At 41.2% G+C, this 17,714-nt stretch carries 16 protein-coding genes; 1 reads left to right on the forward strand and 15 read right to left on the reverse strand.

The features are described from left to right. Positions 1 to 5: 5 nt before the first annotated feature. Positions 6 to 1,478, reverse strand: a complete 1,473-nt coding sequence (gene hpaB, locus Q8G36_RS06935; RefSeq protein WP_305160064.1) for a 4-hydroxyphenylacetate 3-monooxygenase, oxygenase component — start codon at positions 1,476 to 1,478, stop codon at positions 6 to 8. Positions 1,479 to 1,643: 165 nt separating this feature from the next. Here hpaB and Q8G36_RS06940 point away from each other — a divergent pair, with 165 nt between their 5' ends. After that, a complete protein-coding gene (locus tag Q8G36_RS06940; RefSeq protein WP_305160065.1) occupies positions 1,644 to 2,513 on the forward strand; it encodes a LysR family transcriptional regulator in 870 nt (289 codons plus the stop codon). A 183-nt stretch (positions 2,514 to 2,696) separates the two neighbouring features. Here the strand turns inward: Q8G36_RS06940 and Q8G36_RS06945 are convergent, their stop codons facing one another. The 14 genes from Q8G36_RS06945 to panB all read right to left on the reverse strand — a co-directional run bounded on the left by Q8G36_RS06945 (position 2,697) and on the right by panB (position 17,620). Next, a complete protein-coding gene (locus Q8G36_RS06945; protein WP_305160066.1) occupies positions 2,697 to 4,262 on the reverse strand; it encodes a solute symporter family protein in 1,566 nt (521 codons plus the stop codon). Positions 4,263 to 4,265: 3 nt separating this feature from the next. Further along, positions 4,266 to 4,604, reverse strand: coding sequence for a DUF485 domain-containing protein (locus tag Q8G36_RS06950; RefSeq protein WP_305160067.1), 339 nt, complete (start codon positions 4,602 to 4,604; stop codon positions 4,266 to 4,268). Between the two features lie 251 nt (positions 4,605 to 4,855). Then, on the reverse strand, positions 4,856 to 5,734 hold the full coding sequence (locus Q8G36_RS06955) for an FAD synthetase family protein (protein ID WP_305160068.1): 879 nt from the start codon (positions 5,732 to 5,734) through the stop codon (positions 4,856 to 4,858). A 224-nt stretch (positions 5,735 to 5,958) separates the two neighbouring features. Next, a complete protein-coding gene (hpaD, locus tag Q8G36_RS06960) occupies positions 5,959 to 6,942 on the reverse strand; it encodes a 3,4-dihydroxyphenylacetate 2,3-dioxygenase (RefSeq protein WP_305160069.1) in 984 nt (327 codons plus the stop codon). Between the two features lie 31 nt (positions 6,943 to 6,973). Continuing rightward, positions 6,974 to 8,488: a 5-carboxymethyl-2-hydroxymuconate semialdehyde dehydrogenase gene (hpaE, locus tag Q8G36_RS06965; RefSeq protein ID WP_305160070.1), complete on the reverse strand. Its 1,515-nt coding sequence runs from the start codon at positions 8,486 to 8,488 to the stop codon at positions 6,974 to 6,976. Positions 8,489 to 8,566: 78 nt separating this feature from the next. Further along, positions 8,567 to 9,484, reverse strand: coding sequence for a 2,4-dihydroxyhept-2-ene-1,7-dioic acid aldolase (gene hpaI / locus Q8G36_RS06970; protein WP_305160071.1), 918 nt, complete (start codon positions 9,482 to 9,484; stop codon positions 8,567 to 8,569). Positions 9,485 to 9,593: 109 nt separating this feature from the next. Then, complete coding sequence (locus Q8G36_RS06975) at positions 9,594 to 10,271, reverse strand: GntR family transcriptional regulator (protein ID WP_305160072.1); 678 nt, start codon at positions 10,269 to 10,271, stop codon at positions 9,594 to 9,596. A 290-nt stretch (positions 10,272 to 10,561) separates the two neighbouring features. Next, positions 10,562 to 11,746, reverse strand: a complete 1,185-nt coding sequence (locus Q8G36_RS06980; protein WP_305160073.1) for a pyridoxal phosphate-dependent aminotransferase — start codon at positions 11,744 to 11,746, stop codon at positions 10,562 to 10,564. 19 nt (positions 11,747 to 11,765) lie between these two features. Continuing rightward, positions 11,766 to 12,242 (reverse strand): DUF5590 domain-containing protein, encoded by a 477-nt coding sequence (locus Q8G36_RS06985; protein WP_063233239.1) that lies wholly within the window; start codon positions 12,240 to 12,242, stop codon positions 11,766 to 11,768. Positions 12,243 to 12,260: 18 nt separating this feature from the next. Continuing rightward, on the reverse strand, positions 12,261 to 12,431 hold the full coding sequence (locus Q8G36_RS06990; protein ID WP_065310840.1) for a YpmA family protein: 171 nt from the start codon (positions 12,429 to 12,431) through the stop codon (positions 12,261 to 12,263). 156 nt (positions 12,432 to 12,587) lie between these two features. Beyond that, the gene (gene dinG, locus Q8G36_RS06995) at positions 12,588 to 15,368 is read right to left on the reverse strand and encodes an ATP-dependent DNA helicase DinG (RefSeq protein WP_305160075.1); all 2,781 of its coding nucleotides are present in this window, start codon (positions 15,366 to 15,368) and stop codon (positions 12,588 to 12,590) included. Between the two features lie 160 nt (positions 15,369 to 15,528). Beyond that, positions 15,529 to 15,912, reverse strand: coding sequence for an aspartate 1-decarboxylase (panD, locus tag Q8G36_RS07000; RefSeq protein WP_054400285.1), 384 nt, complete (start codon positions 15,910 to 15,912; stop codon positions 15,529 to 15,531). 26 nt (positions 15,913 to 15,938) lie between these two features. Further along, on the reverse strand, positions 15,939 to 16,787 hold the full coding sequence (gene panC, locus Q8G36_RS07005; protein ID WP_305160076.1) for a pantoate--beta-alanine ligase: 849 nt from the start codon (positions 16,785 to 16,787) through the stop codon (positions 15,939 to 15,941). After that, on the reverse strand, positions 16,784 to 17,620 hold the full coding sequence (gene panB, locus Q8G36_RS07010) for a 3-methyl-2-oxobutanoate hydroxymethyltransferase (protein ID WP_305160077.1): 837 nt from the start codon (positions 17,618 to 17,620) through the stop codon (positions 16,784 to 16,786). Before panB ends, panC begins: the two co-directional genes overlap by 4 nt. Positions 17,621 to 17,714: the final 94 nt, after the last annotated feature.

The following is a 17,714-nucleotide window of genomic DNA, read 5'->3' on the forward strand; positions in this document are numbered from 1 at the left end:
CGTGCTCAGTTGATTTCTGCAAGGTTTTCAGTACGGTTCAAGAACTCCTTGACACGGTCCACATATTCCTGTTTATCATAGCCGTTATATAAAGCGCTTGCCATACGGACCGGATCCCCAAAGAAGAATCTTTCGTACAGCGTTTGCCTGGATCCAAATGAACTCATGCATACATCCCATGCGAGACGATACAATTTAACCCTGTCATAGGCTCCACCATTCGCGGCTTGGAGATATTTATCCAAATCCGGTCGAAGCTCCGAATTGAAATCGGCTTCATTTGGTATCGCCATTAAGCCACTAGCTCCAAGAAGCTGCATAATTTCACTGAATCTAGGGTAAATCTTCGGATAATAATTACGGGCTATGTTTAACGGTGTGAAATCTGGTGTCATCATTCCCCACTTATCCACTTTCGCGTTTGCCTCCGAAGCTGTAATGAAAGCCTTTACCGTTTCAAGCGCTATGATGACTTCCGAGATTTTCTCCTGAACATGCTGGTATTGCCCGATATTGATGGTTTCCACCATTAGTTGCAAAATCCCCAGAATGAACTCGGTTTTGGCGATATTCTTCGATACCACCTGATGGGTCATATGAACAACTGCATTGCTTTCATTATAAGCCTGGTTGCAAATGCCGACATCCCCATATGCAAATACCCGATTCCAAGGAACGACTACATCATCAAAAACGATGATCGTATCCATTTCCTCAAATCGTGAACCAAGTGGATGGTCAAAATGTGATTTGCCATAGTCGAATGATTCACGACAGATGAATTTCAACCCCGGTGTATTATTTGGTATGGAGAATGCGAATGCATAAGGGTTTTCTTCTTCTGATTGTTTAAGCAATGTTGAAGGGAAAACCATGATTTCATCCGTTATTCCTCCTTGTGTAGCTAATAATCTGGCTCCCTTTATAATAAGCCCTTCTGAATTCTTGCCAGCAATCCGTGCAGCAATGTAAGGGTCCGGAAGCTTTGCGGCACTAACTCCCCTATTAACCTGGGGTTGAATCAAGGTATGTGTCAACGACAAATCCTTTTCCCGGCAGAGCTCATAATAATCTTTCATATTTTTAGCAAATGCCGAATCTTGAGTGCCGAACATATCAGCTGCAGTACCGTAAGCCATCATCCCGCTGTTGATATAGTCAGGGGAACGCCCCATCATTCCATTATTATGTCTTGCCCATTCTTGAATCATCTTCCTCCTTTTTTCAAGGTCTTCCTTAGTCCGCGGCTGCATGAATGAGGTCCCTACTCTTTCGTTTGAAGTTGGTGAAATATAAGTCATGATGTCATTTTTCTCGGAATCATGCTGCAAATCATATAATTCGGCCTGTGTTTTCATGACCCCTTTAAAAGCTGGATGTTGACTGATCTTATCTTTTACTTGCTCTCCATTGATCCATACATTCGCCTTTGCTTTGTCTACCCTATCGATATATTCTTTACCTGTTTTAGCCGGCATGCTTACATCCCCCTTTAGTATCAATGTTAATTAAGCGCTTACAATTAAATAAATTCCAAATATTGAATTAATTCCTATAACAAAATATACCATGTGTTATGATATATATATAATACTTAAAAAATTCAATATGTATATGTAAATCATATGTATGAGGTGTATATAATGGACATCCGGCAGTTAAAATATTTTGTGACGATTGTACAGGAAGAACAAGTAACCAAAGCCGCAAAAAAATTACATATGGCTCAACCGCCTCTTAGCCAGCAACTTAAATTAATGGAAATGGAAATCGGTGAAAAACTTTTCGATCGGAATGGAAAGAAACTTGAACTCACTGAAACTGGCAAGGTCCTATATAAAAAAGCTGAAGCCCTATTAAACCAGTTTGAAGAATCACTACTGGAAGTGAAGGAAGTCAGTAAAGGGGTAAAGGGCACTCTTTCCATAGGGTCAGTAAAAACTTGCTTTTCTTACATTCCGCAAAGGATGAGAACCTTTAGAGTAAAATACCCTGACATACGCTTCAAGTTAATGGAAGGTGATACGTTCCGTTTGACAGAAGGCTTGATAAACAGGGAAATCGAGTTGGCCATTGTACGGCTTCCTATTAACGGTAAACAATTCTCATCGATTAACCTTCCGCCGGAAGATTTTGTGCTTGTCACCCCAAAAGATTGGGATATCCCAGACTCCATCGAATTTAAACAAATTAAGGAATATCCCCTCTTATTGCTGCATAGGGTAAGCGGACAAGGTACTTATGAACTTATAGTGGATGAATGCTTCAGACATGGATTTGAACCTACGATTGTATGTGAATGTCCTGATGCTGCAATGATATTATCTTTAGTGAAGGAAGGAATAGGCGCTACCATCATGCCACGTACCACCTCCAAATCGTTTTCAACCCAGGGTATAAAAATAGTCGAATTGATAGATTGTGAAGTACAATCGGAAGCCGCCCTTATTTGGCTCGAAGAACGCTATCTTTCCAAAGGCGCCGTCAAATTTCTAGAAACATTTTCTGAATGAATGGCCAGTTATCCTTGAATATTATTGCATCTGTACCTCTTTCTGATAATCTTTGGTGGTTTGTTTGAATTTCTTTATCCAATGAAAAGAAAAAAGCAACCTATCAGTAGATGGCTGCTTTTTCAAATCCATTCACAAGTGCGATGACCTCCGCTTTATTTATAGGCATGCTTTTTTCACCGTTCAATGCCGCAAAACACCCTTAACATCATGACCGGTATTGGACTTTACGAGGATTTCATTATAATTGTCTTTTGTAACCGTTTTCAATCCTTTCCTGCGGTTCCCGAACAGGGAACCTAAATAGCATGCGAGGAACCCAAGCGGAATGGAAACGATTCCTGGTGAATTCAAAGGGAAAATCGGGGCACCTGTCATAATGGTGGCTCCTGGGGTCGGGTTCCAGACATTTGGACTTAGGGCCACGAGCAAAAGTGTACCAAAAAGACCTGTCATCATACCGACTATTGCTCCGGTTTTATTGAATTTTTTCCAATAGATCGTAAGAAGGATTACTGGCAAATTTGAACTAGCGGCCAATGTAAAGGCAATCGATGCCAGAAACGCTACATTGAATTCCTGCAGCCCTAATGATAAGACGATCGCAAGTGCAGTCACACCAATGGAAGCACATCTAGCCATCGTCATTTGCTGTTTTTCCGTCGCTTTTCCATCTTTTAATATTTCATTATAAAAATCATGTGAAAAAGCCGTAGCACCTGTTAAAACGATTCCCGCAACAACAGCGAGTATCGTTGCAAAGGAAACGGCCGCAATGAATGCGAATAAGATGTCCCCGCCCACAAGTTGGGCCAATAAAGGTGCAGCCATGTTACCCGCTGGATTAGCGGCGATGATATTCGATGTTCCAACCAACTTCGCAGCACCGAATCCGAGAAAAATGACCATGATATGAAAAGCACCCATAATCCACATCACCCAAACAACCGACTTTCTTGCCACTCGTGCATTCGGGACAGTCAAAAAACGTATTAAAATGTGAGGTAGACCTGCCGTTCCCAGAATTAGGCCCAGTGACAAAGAAGCTGCATCCCACCCACTTGCATATTTAATACCTGCCTTCAGGTAATCTGCACCCATGGGTGTCGCTGTTTTCATATCCGTGAAAATTCCGATGAAACTAAAATTCAACTTCCACATGACGATCATGAATAATATAAACACTCCGCCTATCAGCAGGATGGCTTTAATGATCTGCACCCAGCTCGTCGCCGTCATCCCCCCAAATAGAACGAATACCAACATTACAATACCTACGATGATGACAGAGGTATTATACGGGATGTCCAAAAGCAATTTAAATAAAGCACCTGCCGCAACAAGTTGACCCAGCATGTACATGACTGATATCACCAGGGTATTAAAAGCGGTCACTCCCCGGACCTGTTTATATTTAAACCTTGTAGTCACCATATCAGCCAATGTGTATTTCCCTAAGTTCCTTAAAGGTTCAGCCACTAGGAATAACACGACAAGAAATGAAACAAGTGCTCCATACATCAGGAAAAACCCATCATACCCCGTTAAGGAAAATGCTCCAATCAACCCTAAGAACGTGGAAGCCGACATAAAATCCCCGGCCAATGCAAGTCCATTTTGCCTAGCGGTCAACCCGCCCCCAGCCGTATAAAAAGAGCCTGCCGTTTTAGTTTTTTTGGAAGCGAAATACGTTATGAAAAGGGTACCTATCGACAATAGCGCAAAGAGAATAATAACTTTCCAATTCATGATTCAAAGCCCTTCTTTCTCGATGATTTCTTTTATTTGTTCATCGATTCTTTCTGATTTCCTTACATATATGCTGCAAACCCATACAGACATGACCGTAATGGAGACACCGTACACCCACGCCCATGTTATGTCTCCAATGAAAGGGTGATCCAGGATATCTGTGTAAAAAACTAAGAAGGGCAAAAGCAGGGAATATCCCATAAAGAAAATCGTAAAAGGGATGACGAATTTCCTTTTATCGGAAAGCATATTCTGAAACTCTTTGGAGGCAACAATTTTTTCATAATCCACTAGATTAGTTTGTTCCGATTCTTCAAGGTTTTTTTCCAACCGAACCATCTCTTCACACCTCTTCTGATATTTATTTTTGCAAGGACGGTACTAGAAGTATATTGAGCCTCTCCAATGTCAGCCGCTTTCTTCAATGGCACATCCCCCCCCCACCATCCCAAAATCCAAACAAACTCATCTGCACAAAGAGGGTCTAAATCCCATTCCTAAGCTTTCAGTACTCCTTTTGTCTAACCGATGACGCATACAGATAGGGCAGCAGTAAGTTCCCACTGCTGCCCTGTCCCAGACCATATCTTTTAGAAGGCTTGCACTTTCGTAATAGACTTGGCTCGCATATCCGTCATCTGTTTCGACTTCTTTATACTTTCACTTTTCCATTTGATATGAATCTTCTTTCCTTCCAAGGGAAGGGAATCATAGAAATGTAAGTGCCAACTCTCTTGAAATGATCTGTCCATTGATTGATAGGCAATTCCCTCATAAACATTTCCTTCGTTTTGGATTTCGATTAAATAAATGCCTGGCGGGGGTGTCAGGAATGCTTCCGATAATGTAACGATGACATGTTGATTGTCCTTGGAATTGATTGTCCCTTGACTTTCAAAATATGTGCCAAGGTATGACGGGATATCTGCGAACCGACCTGCCGCAATCAAGTTTCTAAGCTTAGTGGAACTTACCTTTTCATGATCAATTTCAAATTTCTTCATTTCCGTCACTTCAAAAAATCGCTTACCTTCGATTTTCAGCGTTTCCATATTCCCTTCCCCTTTATACCCATAGCGGAAATCGAATCCTGCCACGGCATGTTTGCATTTAAATCCACATAGATAATCCTCGATAAAACCAGAAGGTGAAAGATGGGCAAATGCGGAATCGAAGTTCACGACTATCAAGGTTTCTACACCTAAATCCTGCATGATTTTTGCTTTTTGCTCTAAGGGAGTAATGTATGTTCGGGGCGTTTGATCGTTTCCTATGACTTGCTTTGGATGTGGAAAAAATGTCATGACTGCCAATTTCAAATCTTGCTGTATGGCAATCCTTTTGGCTAGATTTATCAATTCTTGATGGCCTAGATGAACTCCGTCGAAAAATCCAAGAGCCATTACACACGGTTCTGCTTCTGCTGTATATATAATGGAAAGTGGGTGCTGAACATGAATGATATCCAAATCCATCTTCCTTCCTTTGCTTCTTGAAAGGTTCCATTATAAACTCAGTAAACGGACCTTCCATAATTCAGCAGTTTTCCATCAACTATTCAACAATTCCCTTAAACGGTGACAATAGGTCTTGGAACAGGTATAAATGGACTAGCGTCCTATCCAAATGACCATGAGAGTCCATGTATGTTTTGCCGAAACGTTCGATCATTCATCCTAAATCCCGCCTCTTTTTAGATGATGAATTCAGGCTTGCTTTTTGCCAGAATCGGTTCTTCAAGAGGAACTTCTTCACCTGATATTATATCAAGTACAGCAGAAGCCTCATCAAACCATGAATCCGGAGCTTTGGCTCCCCAGAATGTCTGGCGTCTTGGATCATTCAAATCCCAATGAATCGGTTCGGTATCCGGGTCAGATGTTAAGTAATCCCCATTGTATAATTCGATCCTGTGACCGTCCGGGTCTCTTAAATATAGGAAGAATGCATTGGATAGGCCATGCCTTCCTGGTCCGCGTTCGATGGACTGTGCATATCCAAGTGATGCCAGTACATCGCAGGCATGGATAAGTGCAAGGGGGTCAGGCAGAAAGAAGCCTACATGATGAAGTCTTGGACCGATTCCATTCATGAATGCCTGGTCATGGACCGTTTGCTTTCTATGTAGCCACGTTGCCCATAATTGGCCCGACTCATCCAATGTATCTTCCGAGCAGGCAAAACCTAATCCTTTCACATAAAAATCATAGGCTTTTTGCACATTTGTTACACAACAATTCACATGATCGATCCTTTGGACCCTTGAACCCCTATGCATATCGAATCGTTGCAGCAATCTCTCGGCTTTATCCATTTTGCTGAAAAATTCCACTGGCAATCCTGAAATATCCTGAACTCGTATCGACTTGCCTAGTGCATGCTGTGTTCCTTCCTGCATCCACTTCATCTTCATTCCCTTGGACAGGAAGAAAGATTCCAATTCTTCAAGGTCTTCCTCTTTTTCAACCTTGTATCCTATTGCTTCAACGCTTGGCTTTTCTGCCTTTTGCAAGATAAGCGAGTGATGATGCGCTTCCTCTAAACCACGTAAATATATGTGATCATTCGTTCTTTCCGTTTCAATAAATCCTAAAGCATCCACATAAAAGGCTTTTGATTTATCTAAATCTGTTACATTAAGGATCGTTCTCGCAACACGAATAATAGAAAAATTCATAGTATTCTCCCCTTCTTTAATGAAACCCGGATTATTTTTCAGCAGAAGAAACGGCATTTCGTTTTATGTCTCCAAATTTTGGAATGTGATGTTCTCCAATTGCTACGTGGATAACTTGTGTTTCCGTATAGAATTCAAAGCTATAATGGCCACCTTCACGTCCTACCCCACTATATTTCGATCCTCCAAATGGTATCCGTAAATCCCTAACGTTTTGGGAATTCACCCAGACCATCCCACTATCGACAGCTTGAGCAAACCTATGTCCACGTTTCATATCATTTGTCCATACATAAGCAGCTAGCCCATACTTTACATCATTAGCCATTCTCAGTACTTCCTCTTCAGTCTTGAAAGGAATGACTGCCATGACTGGTCCAAAAATCTCTTCTTGTGCTACCGTCATATCATTTGTACAGTTCAAGAGAAGCGTCGGGGCAATATAATTCCCTTCCTTGAACGCACTTGGTATGGCACTGCTTACAATTTCCGCCCCTTCATCTTTTGCTATATCCAGATAGCGGGAGACATTATTATAATGGTTACGATGGATCAGCGGTCCGATTTCCGTTTCTGGATCCATTGGGTTTCCAATTTTGATATTATGAACACGTTCCTTCAATTTTGCAACGAACTGTTCTATTATCGATTCATGGACAAATAATCTGGAATTGGCTGTGCAGCGCTCCCCATTGAATGAATAGATTCCCCATACCACTGAATCCAGGGCCTTTTCCAGTTCGGCATCTTCAAAAATGACCGCTGGTGATTTACCGCCGAGTTCCATGGAAAAACGTTTCATTGTATCCGCACCATTTTTAATGATTTCAGCGCCAGTTGTCGTTTCTCCGGTAAAGGATATCAATTGGACTTCAGGATGGGCAACCAAGGACGCCCCTGCTGTCTCCCCAAACCCGTGAACGATATTGAATACGCCTTTTGGCAGACCGGATTGGTCAACGATTTGTGCTAATTTATTGGCAGTCAATGGAGACCACTCCGCCGGTTTAAGGACACATGTATTACCTGTAGCCAAGGCCGGGGCGATCTTCCAGGTTTCTAACATGAAAGGCGCATTCCAAGGTGTGATTAACCCTGCCACTCCTATCGGTTTATGAATCGTATAATTGATGAAAGTGTCATCCACTTGATACGACTCTCCTATTAGCCTGCTTTTCACCATTTCAGAATAAAAACGGAAATTCTCGGCTCCCCTTGCCGCCTGTTTTTTTGTCTGACTAATCGGCAACCCTGTATCAAGTGATTCCAAAAAGGAAATTTCTTCTGCATTTTCTTCAATTAAATCAGCAATCCTATTAATGTACTTCAATCTTTCTTCCACTTTCATCGTTCTCCATGGACCATTATCGAATGCAGCTCTTGCGGCAGCTACCGCTTGATCAATATCCTCTTTAAACCCTTCTGCCACATTATTGATGGCTTGATTATTAAAAGGGCTCAGATTTTCAAATGTTTTTCCTGAGATACCAGCGACAAATTGACCATTGATGTAATGCTTGACATCCTGCACGGGAAAAGTTTGCATGATAAATCCTCCTTTAAAAATTAATACGGGAAGATGACAATAATCGTTTGGATTTGTGCAATCTTCCCAATCTAGCAATTATGACTGGATTATTTGATCAATCAACCCGTATGATTGAAGGGTTTCACGCAGTTCTTTTTCCAATGGTTCCGAAGGCGGTCCCATAGGCGGCCTTAATGCAGGATTGATTTTCCCCATCATCCCCATTGCAGCCTTTAATGGTCCTGGATTGGTTTCTTTAAACAAAACATCATTCAATGGCATTAATTTGTAATGGAGGTCAAGTGCCTTATCCACATCCCCCTCCACCCAATGGTTATAAATTTCCGCCACTTCTTTAGGAGTGATATTAGCTGTAGCACTTATATGTCCTGCCCCTCCAATAGCCAACATTGGATAGCATAATAATTCGATGCCCGAATATAAGAGAAAATCCCTTCCGCAATTCAATAAGACACGGTTCACATGTTCAAAATCCTTATTTGATTCCTTCACACCAATAATATTTTCACAATCTTCAGCAAGACGTGCCAATGTCTTCACTTCTAAATTCGTCGCCGTTCTTCCGGGAATGTTATAAACGATAAGCGGGATATCAACAGAATCGGCTACCGTTTTAAAATGATTGTAAAGTGCCTGTTGATTCGGTTTATTGTAATAAGGAACGATGACTAGAGCAGCATCCGCACCCATTTCCTGTGCCCTTTTTGTCAAATGCAACGTTTCTTTCTGATTGGCAGATCCAGTACCTGGTGCAACTGGAACACGGGCTTTTGCTGCTTTAATTGCCGTTTCCATCACTAATTCCCGTTCCTCAATCGTTAGTGAACTCGGCTCGCCGGTAGTCCCGCATACCGAGATTCCATGGGAACCGCTTTCAATATGCCAGTTTACTAGATTTTCAATTGCCTTTACATCCACTTCCATCTTGTCATCAAACGGGGTGATAACGGGAGCGATGGATCCTCTTAAACGACTTTTGATTTCCTCGTACATTTTTTCTACCACCTTTTTATTATTTGAATATTCGGAATAATTAAAGTGAAAAAATCGGCTTTGCTTTTATGAATAATCGATCGACTATTATAAAACAAAGCCTGGGTCATCAAAGTGCCTGATCGTGATTAGTTTCCGCCCTCTGCTTGAATGTGCTGATGGCATTCAGTTTATGCTTTCTCACCAATGATTCAATTTCTTCAAAAGATGCTTTTTCCTTTAGAAGCTTTATGATGCTTTCATGTTCGCGAATCGATTGGACTGCGCGTTGCGGCACCATGGTGAACATGGACTTTCTGACTCTATTCATTCTTTGTTGCGCCTGTTTAATTTCCTCCTTTAAAAAGGAATTTCCGCACTTTTCATAAATTTCCGCATGGAAACATTCGTTTAACTTACCAAACAGCTCTAATTCAAAGTTATGGAGGGCTTTTTCCATTTCTTGGTTTAAATTAATTAGATTTTCAAAATCATGATCATTCATCGTTAAAGAACTGAGGGCAGCTGCATATCCTTCAAGCAAAGATAAAACAGAAAGGGTTTCAATGTATTCGCTCTCATTAATGCTTGTAACCACTGCTCCACTATAAGGCTTATATTGAATAAGGCCTTCAGATTCCAGTTGTCTGATCGCTTCCCTGACAGGAATCGGACTTAAACTAAGTTCTTTTGCCGTTTGATCGATAATGATCCGCTGTCCAGAACCATATGTTCCATCCAAAATTAATTTACGAAGGTGCTCATAAGCTATTTGCTTTTTGCTGGGGTTTTTGTTTTTCTCTTCCATATTTTCATCATATATGAAATCATATATGATTGCAATCGATTTTTATTAAAAATCATATATGATTTTTATTTTTCTTTACAAGCTTGTTTTGCCATATATAATGATCCGTTCCTATGAATAGTCTGAATTGCAACAAAAAAATCCAGTTGCCCACCTTTTCCTTTACGATAGTGAAGTGAGCTAAAATGCTTATCATGTCTCCTTCCCGAAAGTACCATATCGAAATATAATCCAACTAAAAAAACCTGCAGACCCTGATGTAACCAGGTAGTCTGCAGGTTATAAAAAAATTATGCCATTTTTGATTTAACGAATGAATGTATTCTTTCAACGGCTGCCTCCAGCAGCTCCAGTGAAGTTGCATAAGAGAGTCTGATGTTATCAGGTGCACCAAACCCTGAACCTGGAATGACAGCCACTTGAGCTTCTTCCAGCAACGCAGTCGTAAAGTCTTCGACATTGCTGTACCCTGTTAATTCAACTGCACGTTTAACGTTCGGGAATAAATAAAATGCCCCTTGTGGTTTAATGCAGCTAACGCCTGGAATTTCAACCAATTTATCATATATCTTATTCAAACGGCCTTCAAATGCCTGACGCATTTCTTCAACAGGCTCCTGTGTACCTTCATAAGCGGCAATCGCACCATATTGAGCAGTTGTGGTAGGGTTGGATGTACTATGGCTGGCAAGGTTCGTCATTGCTTTAATGATGGACTCTTCACCGACTGCATAACCAATTCTCCAGCCAGTCATCGAATGCGATTTAGAAACACCATTGATGATGATCGTTTGCTTTTTCAATTCAGGTGAAATCTCTGCAATGGATGTATGTTTAGCATTTCCATAAACCAATTTTTCGTAAATTTCGTCGGAAACGATCAAAATATCATGAGCCAGGCAAACTTCCCCGATAGCCGCCAATTCTTCCCTTGAATAAAGCATGCCCGTTGGATTGCTTGGAGAGTTGATGATAACAGCTTTCGTTTTTTCGGTAATTGCTTGTTCTAATTGTTCTTTAGTGATTTTATATTGATTTTCTTCCGTACCGACTACATAAACTGGCTTTCCGTCAGCAAGCTTGATTTGCTCAGGATAGCTCACCCAATATGGTATCGGTACAATGACTTCATCTTCTTCATCCAGGATAGCTTGAAACAATGTGTAAAGCGCGTGCTTTGCACCTGAGCCAACTAAAATTTCAGATGGTTTGTATTCCAAGCCTTGATCACGCTTTAATTTAGCCGCAATTGCTTCTTTTAGCTTCGGCAGACCAGCGGATGGCGTGTATTTAGTTTGACCTTCATTCATGGATAGAAGTGCAGCATCTATGATATGTTTTGGCGTATTATAGTCTGGTTCACCAGCACCCAAACCAATTATATCTAGACCTTGGGCCTTAAGTTCCTTTGCTTTTGCCGTAATGGCCAATGTTGTTGATGGCGTTAATGACTGAACGCGGTTCGCTAATTTCATTTTAAATTAATCCTCCATTCTAAATGCTTCGATAATACTTTAGCCATTCCCCAGTTTTAAAATCATAATAGTCATAGTTAAAACGCTCGGATTCATCAAGATACGTTACTTCCCAAAGCGGAACGTTCTTTTCCATGCCTAGCTTAACGGAAATGATTTTTTGGGGATTAAGCTTTTCTTTGACAATGTTTAAGATCTCTTTTTTTGATTTACCATCTTTATAGTTTTCCACTACTATTTCTTTCTTCTTGTCCTCAGGAAGCCAGACTATTTTTTTAGTCCCTTTTTCTCCCTTACCAATGATGACGGAGTATGAATCCTGCCCATTATAAAGGTAGAACTCTTCCATGGTCACAAGGCCGCCCTCTTCCTTTGCCTTTTTAAAAGCTTCATTACCAGCCTCTTTTTTAGGCTGCAACGCTTTAATATATGCCCCGCTGACAAATCCGATAAAACAAAGGACTAGGATGGAAGCAATAATCAACCATTTTTTCAAAGCTGCTTTTCCTTCTTTCTATGTACGATAAATTGTAAATATCGCTTTTTCTTGATCTTGGGAATCCAATGCCAGACCGAACATTAAGTCATCTTTTTTCAGTGTTCGGTTCAAAGAATCCACAATTTTATACAGATCAGGAGAATGTTGCAACCTGACTGTTGAAATTACTTCGATTTTACTTTCCATGAAAACGCCCCTCCATTTTAATAAATTGTCAACAACCACTGGTATGAATAGGATTTGAAGGCTTTACCACCTATCACATTATACCAGTTCAAAGGTTATTTTTCTTTATAAATTCATAAAAATTCATTTTACATTAATGAATAATCTAAAGATTCTTTAAATCCACTCTTCTATCATTTCAGCCATTTCTGTTATTGAGGCTTGGTGCCAGTCCACTTCAGGTATGGCCTTTTGAAATTCAGGTCCATATTTGGCAGTGATGATGCGGCGATCAAGAATAACCAAAATCCCTTTATCTTCTGGAGTGCGTATAAGCCTGCCGAAACCTTGTCGGAACCTTAATAGGGCTTCAGGTAAAGAATACGCAGAGAAGGGATTGCGCCCTTGCTTCTCGAGAAGTTGGCATTTTGCAGCTGTCACTGGTTCATCCGGTGGCGAAAAAGGCAGCCTGACAATGATTAAACAAGATAAATCCTCGCCGGGGATATCGACGCCTTCCCATAGGCTGGTTGTCCCAAACAGGACGGCTTTCTCGAAGTTTTGGAAATTCCTGAGCAGTCTCATCCGGCTTCCGCCGGAAATCCCTTGTGCAAACAGCGTGAACTCATCCAGTACGGCACTGTCTTTGATGGAATGATAGGTTGCCCGCAGCATTTCATGCGAAGTGAATAATACCATCATCCTCCCTTTCGCTGCCTGAGCGGCAGCAATAATATGGTTTGCCGCGGTTTCGGAGAATTCCTCCACCGATAAGCCATTGATATCTGGTAAATCATTGGGAACCAGTACCTTCACGAGTTCCTTATAAGGAAAGGGTGAAGGAAAGCTTGCTGTCTGCATTGGCTCATTCTCTAAACCGAGTTGTTCTTTAAAATACTTAAAGGAATCCTTCACCACGAGGGTTGCCGATGTCATGACCACACTTTTTTGGCGCCCGAAATATGAATCCCATAACCGTTTACTTCCTGCAATCGGCTGAACCGTCAAAGTTACCCCATGCTGGGGTGCTGCATTCGTATAATCAAGCCAATAAATATTTTCTTCATGCGGCTTGATGAAAAATTCATGCAAGGAATCCCTGGTATCCTGTAAATGTCCAAGCAGCACCTCGATATCATTCAAGTGAAATAATGAATTTTTTCCTAAGGGGGACTCATTATTCAATAAAAGAGCCAATCTTTTCTCTAACTCCGTGATGATGCATCCTAATAAATCCACCAATCGCTCAGCGACCAGAATCGCTTTACCCCATCTTCCATCATCTATTTTGAATGAAAGCCGTTTCGGACTCATGGAACGTGAAAGTTTTTCCGCCTGATTGGAAATGTAATAAAAAAGCTGTTCGAATTCATACGAAAAATCACTAAGCTTTTGATCTAATCCATGTGTAGACTTCCCATCCGTCAGTCCATTATTTAAGAGCATCCTGTCCAATTTATATAATAATTGCTTTTGATCTGATGTCCCTAGTCTGTTCAAAACAGTCTTCACCGAAATGTAATTAAGCCTGCTCCCAAGCTGTTTAGATGCAGCCTGTTCCAAATGGTGTGCTTCATCGAGAATTAAATACCCTTTTTTTGGAATCAAGGCGTCTTCTGTAAGCAGATCCGTCATTAAAAATGAATGGTTAGTAATGATGATATCCGCCTTGGCAGCCGTTCTTTTTGCCCGTTCAAAAAAATCCAATTCAAGCCAGGGCTGTTTTAAACCGGCGTATGTAAGACCATCACTTTGAAGCCTATTCCAAAATAGCTGACCGCCGCTTGTAAGATTCAATTCATCTTTATCGCCTGTTACGGTTTCAGTAAGCCAAACCAATATCTGCATTTTCGTTAATGCCGTTTCATAATTATCTTCCTTCTCACGCAATGCCCTTTCGAACTTTGCCAAGCTCAAATAATTACTTCTCCCCTTTAGCAAAACAGCTTGAAAGGTAAAGGGAAGGATTTTCTTAAGCTTAGGAACCTCGTTTTGAAGAAGTTGATCCTGTAACTGAAGCGTATACGTCGAAACGACGACAGGTTTATGATGTTTTTTTGCAAAATAAACGGCCGGAAGCAGATAGCCTATGGATTTTCCAATACCTGTCCCAGCTTCAATGATTGCATCTTGGCTGGATTCGAAGGAATGGTGAATCATGTTCATCATATCAAGTTGTCCGCTTCTAGCTTCAAAGGCAGGGAATGCACTTTGAAGCATAGCTATTTTTTCCGCATTATCGAGCGGGAATTCAGACTCCGTGTCTTTATGATCACTTTCGTCTTCGGCCTTTTTAAATGCGAGGCCCCTATAAGTAATAAGATCAGGTGAATGGACTTCTGCTTTAGCAAGTTTGCTTGCAATGCAAGCATCTATTAATTCGGAAACCTCACTTTGTAAGGAATAAGATAATCGATATAACTGTTTAAGTGTCATCACTGGAAGATTCATCAGCTTTTTTTTCAATTCCAACAATAATAAAGCGGTGGCATATGCATCACTATCCGCTTGATGGGGCCTGGAATGATCTAGATTTTCTTCTTTAGCCAGCTGGTGCAGCTTATATCCATCGGATGTTGGTTTTAATATTTTCGCTAACTCTACCGTATCAAGGGTGGAACCATAAAACGGCTCAAACCCGCATCGTACTAGTTCTTCCTGTAAAAAAGATAAATCAAATAAAACATTATGGGCAACAAAACAAGCCCCATCTATAAGCCGGGCAATATTTGCTGCAACATCTTCAAAGTCAGGTGCATTTTTTACCGTCTCGTTGCTTATTCCGGTCAATTCTTCAATAAACAAGGAAATTTCCTGTCCAGGATGGATGAATGTCGAGTATTCATCCACAATTTGATCATTTTCGATGACCACGCCAGCAAACTGAATAATCCTATCTCCTTTTTTCGGAGAATTCCCTGTTGTTTCCAAATCGACCACTACATATCGTTGCATCATGAATTGTACACCTCAAACTTCGCTTTCTCCACTTCCTGATGGAATTCTCTTATCTTTTTTATACCATAATAATCGTAATAAAGGAAACAAGCCGTTCATCAAAGGACGAAAAGGGCCGGCACCTGTATGCGTGATTCATGCACACGTGCCGGCCCTCCGCTTACATGATTGTAGCTGCAGGTTCGTTTGAAATCAGATCAATGATTTTGTTGTTTTCATCCATGATCGCAACTTTTGGTTTGTGATCTCCCAGTTTATCCTCTGAAACCATCACATAAGAAATGATTATCACGATATCATCCGGCTGCACCAGTCTAGCTGCCGCTCCATTCAAACACACGACACCGCTACCCCGTTCACCCGCAATCACATACGTTTCAAGTCGTGCACCATTATTATTATTCACGATGGCGACTTTTTCATTAGGCAGAATGCCCACCGCATCAATTATGTCTTCATCAATCGTAATGCTTCCTACATAGTTCAAATTAGCTTCAGTTACCCGTGCACGGTGGATTTTTCCATTCATCATCGTTCGAAACATCTCAATTCCCCCCTGATCTTCATGAATTATTCTACAAATAAAGTGATATTATCAATTAGTCTTGCATGCTTGAACTTTACAGCCATTGCAATGATGACGTTTCCAGCTAACGCTTCAAGTGGTTTAAGTTCCGGGTATTGATAGACTTCAATATAGTCGATCACTCCACTTGTATGGGCACCAATATGATCCCTTACTAGAGCCGTGACGGATGCTGCATTTCTTACACCTGATTCGACCGCTTCTTTGGCCTTTAATAAACTTTGGTACAGCTCTTTAGCCTCCAGGCGTTCCCGATCTGATAGATTCACATTTCGCGAGCTCTTCGCTAACCCATCCTCTTCGCGAACGGTATCTACAGCAACAAGCTGGATAGGGAAATTAAAGTCTTTGATCAGTCCATCTATCACGGCGACTTGCTGGGCATCCTTCTTACCAAAGTAAGCTCTATCAGGAAGGATGATATTGAAGAATTTCGTTAAGACTGTCGCTACACCATCAAAGTGTCCAGGCCTTTGCCTCCCGCATAAAACATCCGTCCTGCTTTGGACAACAACTTTCACAGATGGTTCTTCACCGTACATTTCGTGGACTGTTGGATAGAACAGATAATCCACTCCGCCATTGGCTGCGACATTTTCATCCCGTTCAAAATCCCGCGGATATGTTTCAAAATCCTCATTGGGTCCAAATTGCATCGGATTTACAAAAATACTCAATACCACAATATCATTTTCATTGCGCGCCTTTTCCAAAAGGGTTGCATGCCCCTCATGTAAAAACCCCATTGTCGCTACATAGCCAATGCTTTTGTGATTGTTTTTTTCCTCTTTAAGTGCCAATTGCAAATCAGCTGCTGATGTAAAAGTTTTCATCTTTTCCCTCCGTAAAGTTCAGAAAGCTGCTCTTCCTTCATCGTAAAAGTATGTTCTTCCGACGGAAAATCTTTAGATTTTACTTCATTCACAAAACTTGTTATCGATTGGCCAATCAGTTCATTTGCATCTCCATAAACTTTTACGAATTTCGCTAGCCGGTCTACCCCATACTTGATGACATCATGGTAAACGAGGACTTGACCATCCGTTTCTGCGCCTGCCCCAATTCCAATGGTTGGAATTCCCAGGTTCCGTGTGATGAGTTCCCCCACTTGATATGGAACACATTCAAAAACTACTGCCATCGCCCCCGCCGCTTCACACTTTCTCGCATCTTCCAAGAGCTGTGCTGCACTTTCGGCATCTTTTCCTTGCACTTTATATCCACCTAGAACGCCGACTGATTGAGGAGTCAAGCCAAGATGTGCTACAACTGGGATGCCCGCCTTGGTCAATGCAGATATTTTTTCAACAACATCATCCGCTCCCTCGAGCTTCACGGCATCCGCATGACCTTCCTGCATGATCCGGGCTGCATTCTTGAGTGTTTCATCCATGGATAGGTGATAGCTCATAAAAGGCATATCCGTCACGACAAAAGTATTTGGTGCCCCGCGTTTTACTGCCTTTGTATGATGGATCATGTCATTCACCGTAACTGGAATCGTTGAGTCATATCCCAATACGACCATTCCTAAAGAATCGCCGACTAAAATCATGTCTACACCAGATTGTTCGGCTAACTTTGCTGACGGGTAATCATAAGCCGTCAACATGACAATTTTCTCTTGATTTTGTTTCATTTTCAAAAAATCTCCGGACAATTTCATTACGTTTCCTCCTTTTGATGGAGGAGATGAAAACATCAGCGAATACTGGTGTCTATACATTCATGCGTAAAAAAAGGACTGACTAAAAAAGTAT

The organism is Peribacillus frigoritolerans, assembly GCF_030676415.1.
GTDB lineage: Bacteria > Bacillota > Bacilli > Bacillales > DSM-1321 > Peribacillus > Peribacillus frigoritolerans_A.

Coding starts and splice junctions, on each gene's coding strand:
- hpaB (WP_305160064.1), bottom strand. CDS start 1,478: ATGCCGGCTAAAACAGGTAAAGAATATATCGATAGGGTAGACAAAGCA.
- Q8G36_RS06940 (WP_305160065.1), top strand. CDS start 1,644: ATGGACATCCGGCAGTTAAAATATTTTGTGACGATTGTACAGGAAGAA.
- Q8G36_RS06945 (WP_305160066.1), bottom strand. CDS start 4,262: ATGAATTGGAAAGTTATTATTCTCTTTGCGCTATTGTCGATAGGTACC.
- Q8G36_RS06950 (WP_305160067.1), bottom strand. CDS start 4,604: ATGGTTCGGTTGGAAAAAAACCTTGAAGAATCGGAACAAACTAATCTA.
- hpaD (WP_305160069.1), bottom strand. CDS start 6,942: ATGAATTTTTCTATTATTCGTGTTGCGAGAACGATCCTTAATGTAACA.
- hpaE (WP_305160070.1), bottom strand. CDS start 8,488: ATGCAAACTTTTCCCGTGCAGGATGTCAAGCATTACATCAATGGTCAA.
- hpaI (WP_305160071.1), bottom strand. CDS start 9,484: ATGTACGAGGAAATCAAAAGTCGTTTAAGAGGATCCATCGCTCCCGTT.
- Q8G36_RS06975 (WP_305160072.1), bottom strand. CDS start 10,271: ATGGAAGAGAAAAACAAAAACCCCAGCAAAAAGCAAATAGCTTATGAG.
- Q8G36_RS06980 (WP_305160073.1), bottom strand. CDS start 11,746: ATGAAATTAGCGAACCGCGTTCAGTCATTAACGCCATCAACAACATTG.
- Q8G36_RS06990 (WP_065310840.1), bottom strand. CDS start 12,431: ATGGAAAGTAAAATCGAAGTAATTTCAACAGTCAGGTTGCAACATTCT.
- dinG (WP_305160075.1), bottom strand. CDS start 15,368: ATGATGCAACGATATGTAGTGGTCGATTTGGAAACAACAGGGAATTCT.
- panD (WP_054400285.1), bottom strand. CDS start 15,912: ATGTTTCGAACGATGATGAATGGAAAAATCCACCGTGCACGGGTAACT.
- panC (WP_305160076.1), bottom strand. CDS start 16,787: ATGAAAACTTTTACATCAGCAGCTGATTTGCAATTGGCACTTAAAGAG.
- panB (WP_305160077.1), bottom strand. CDS start 17,620: ATGAAATTGTCCGGAGATTTTTTGAAAATGAAACAAAATCAAGAGAAA.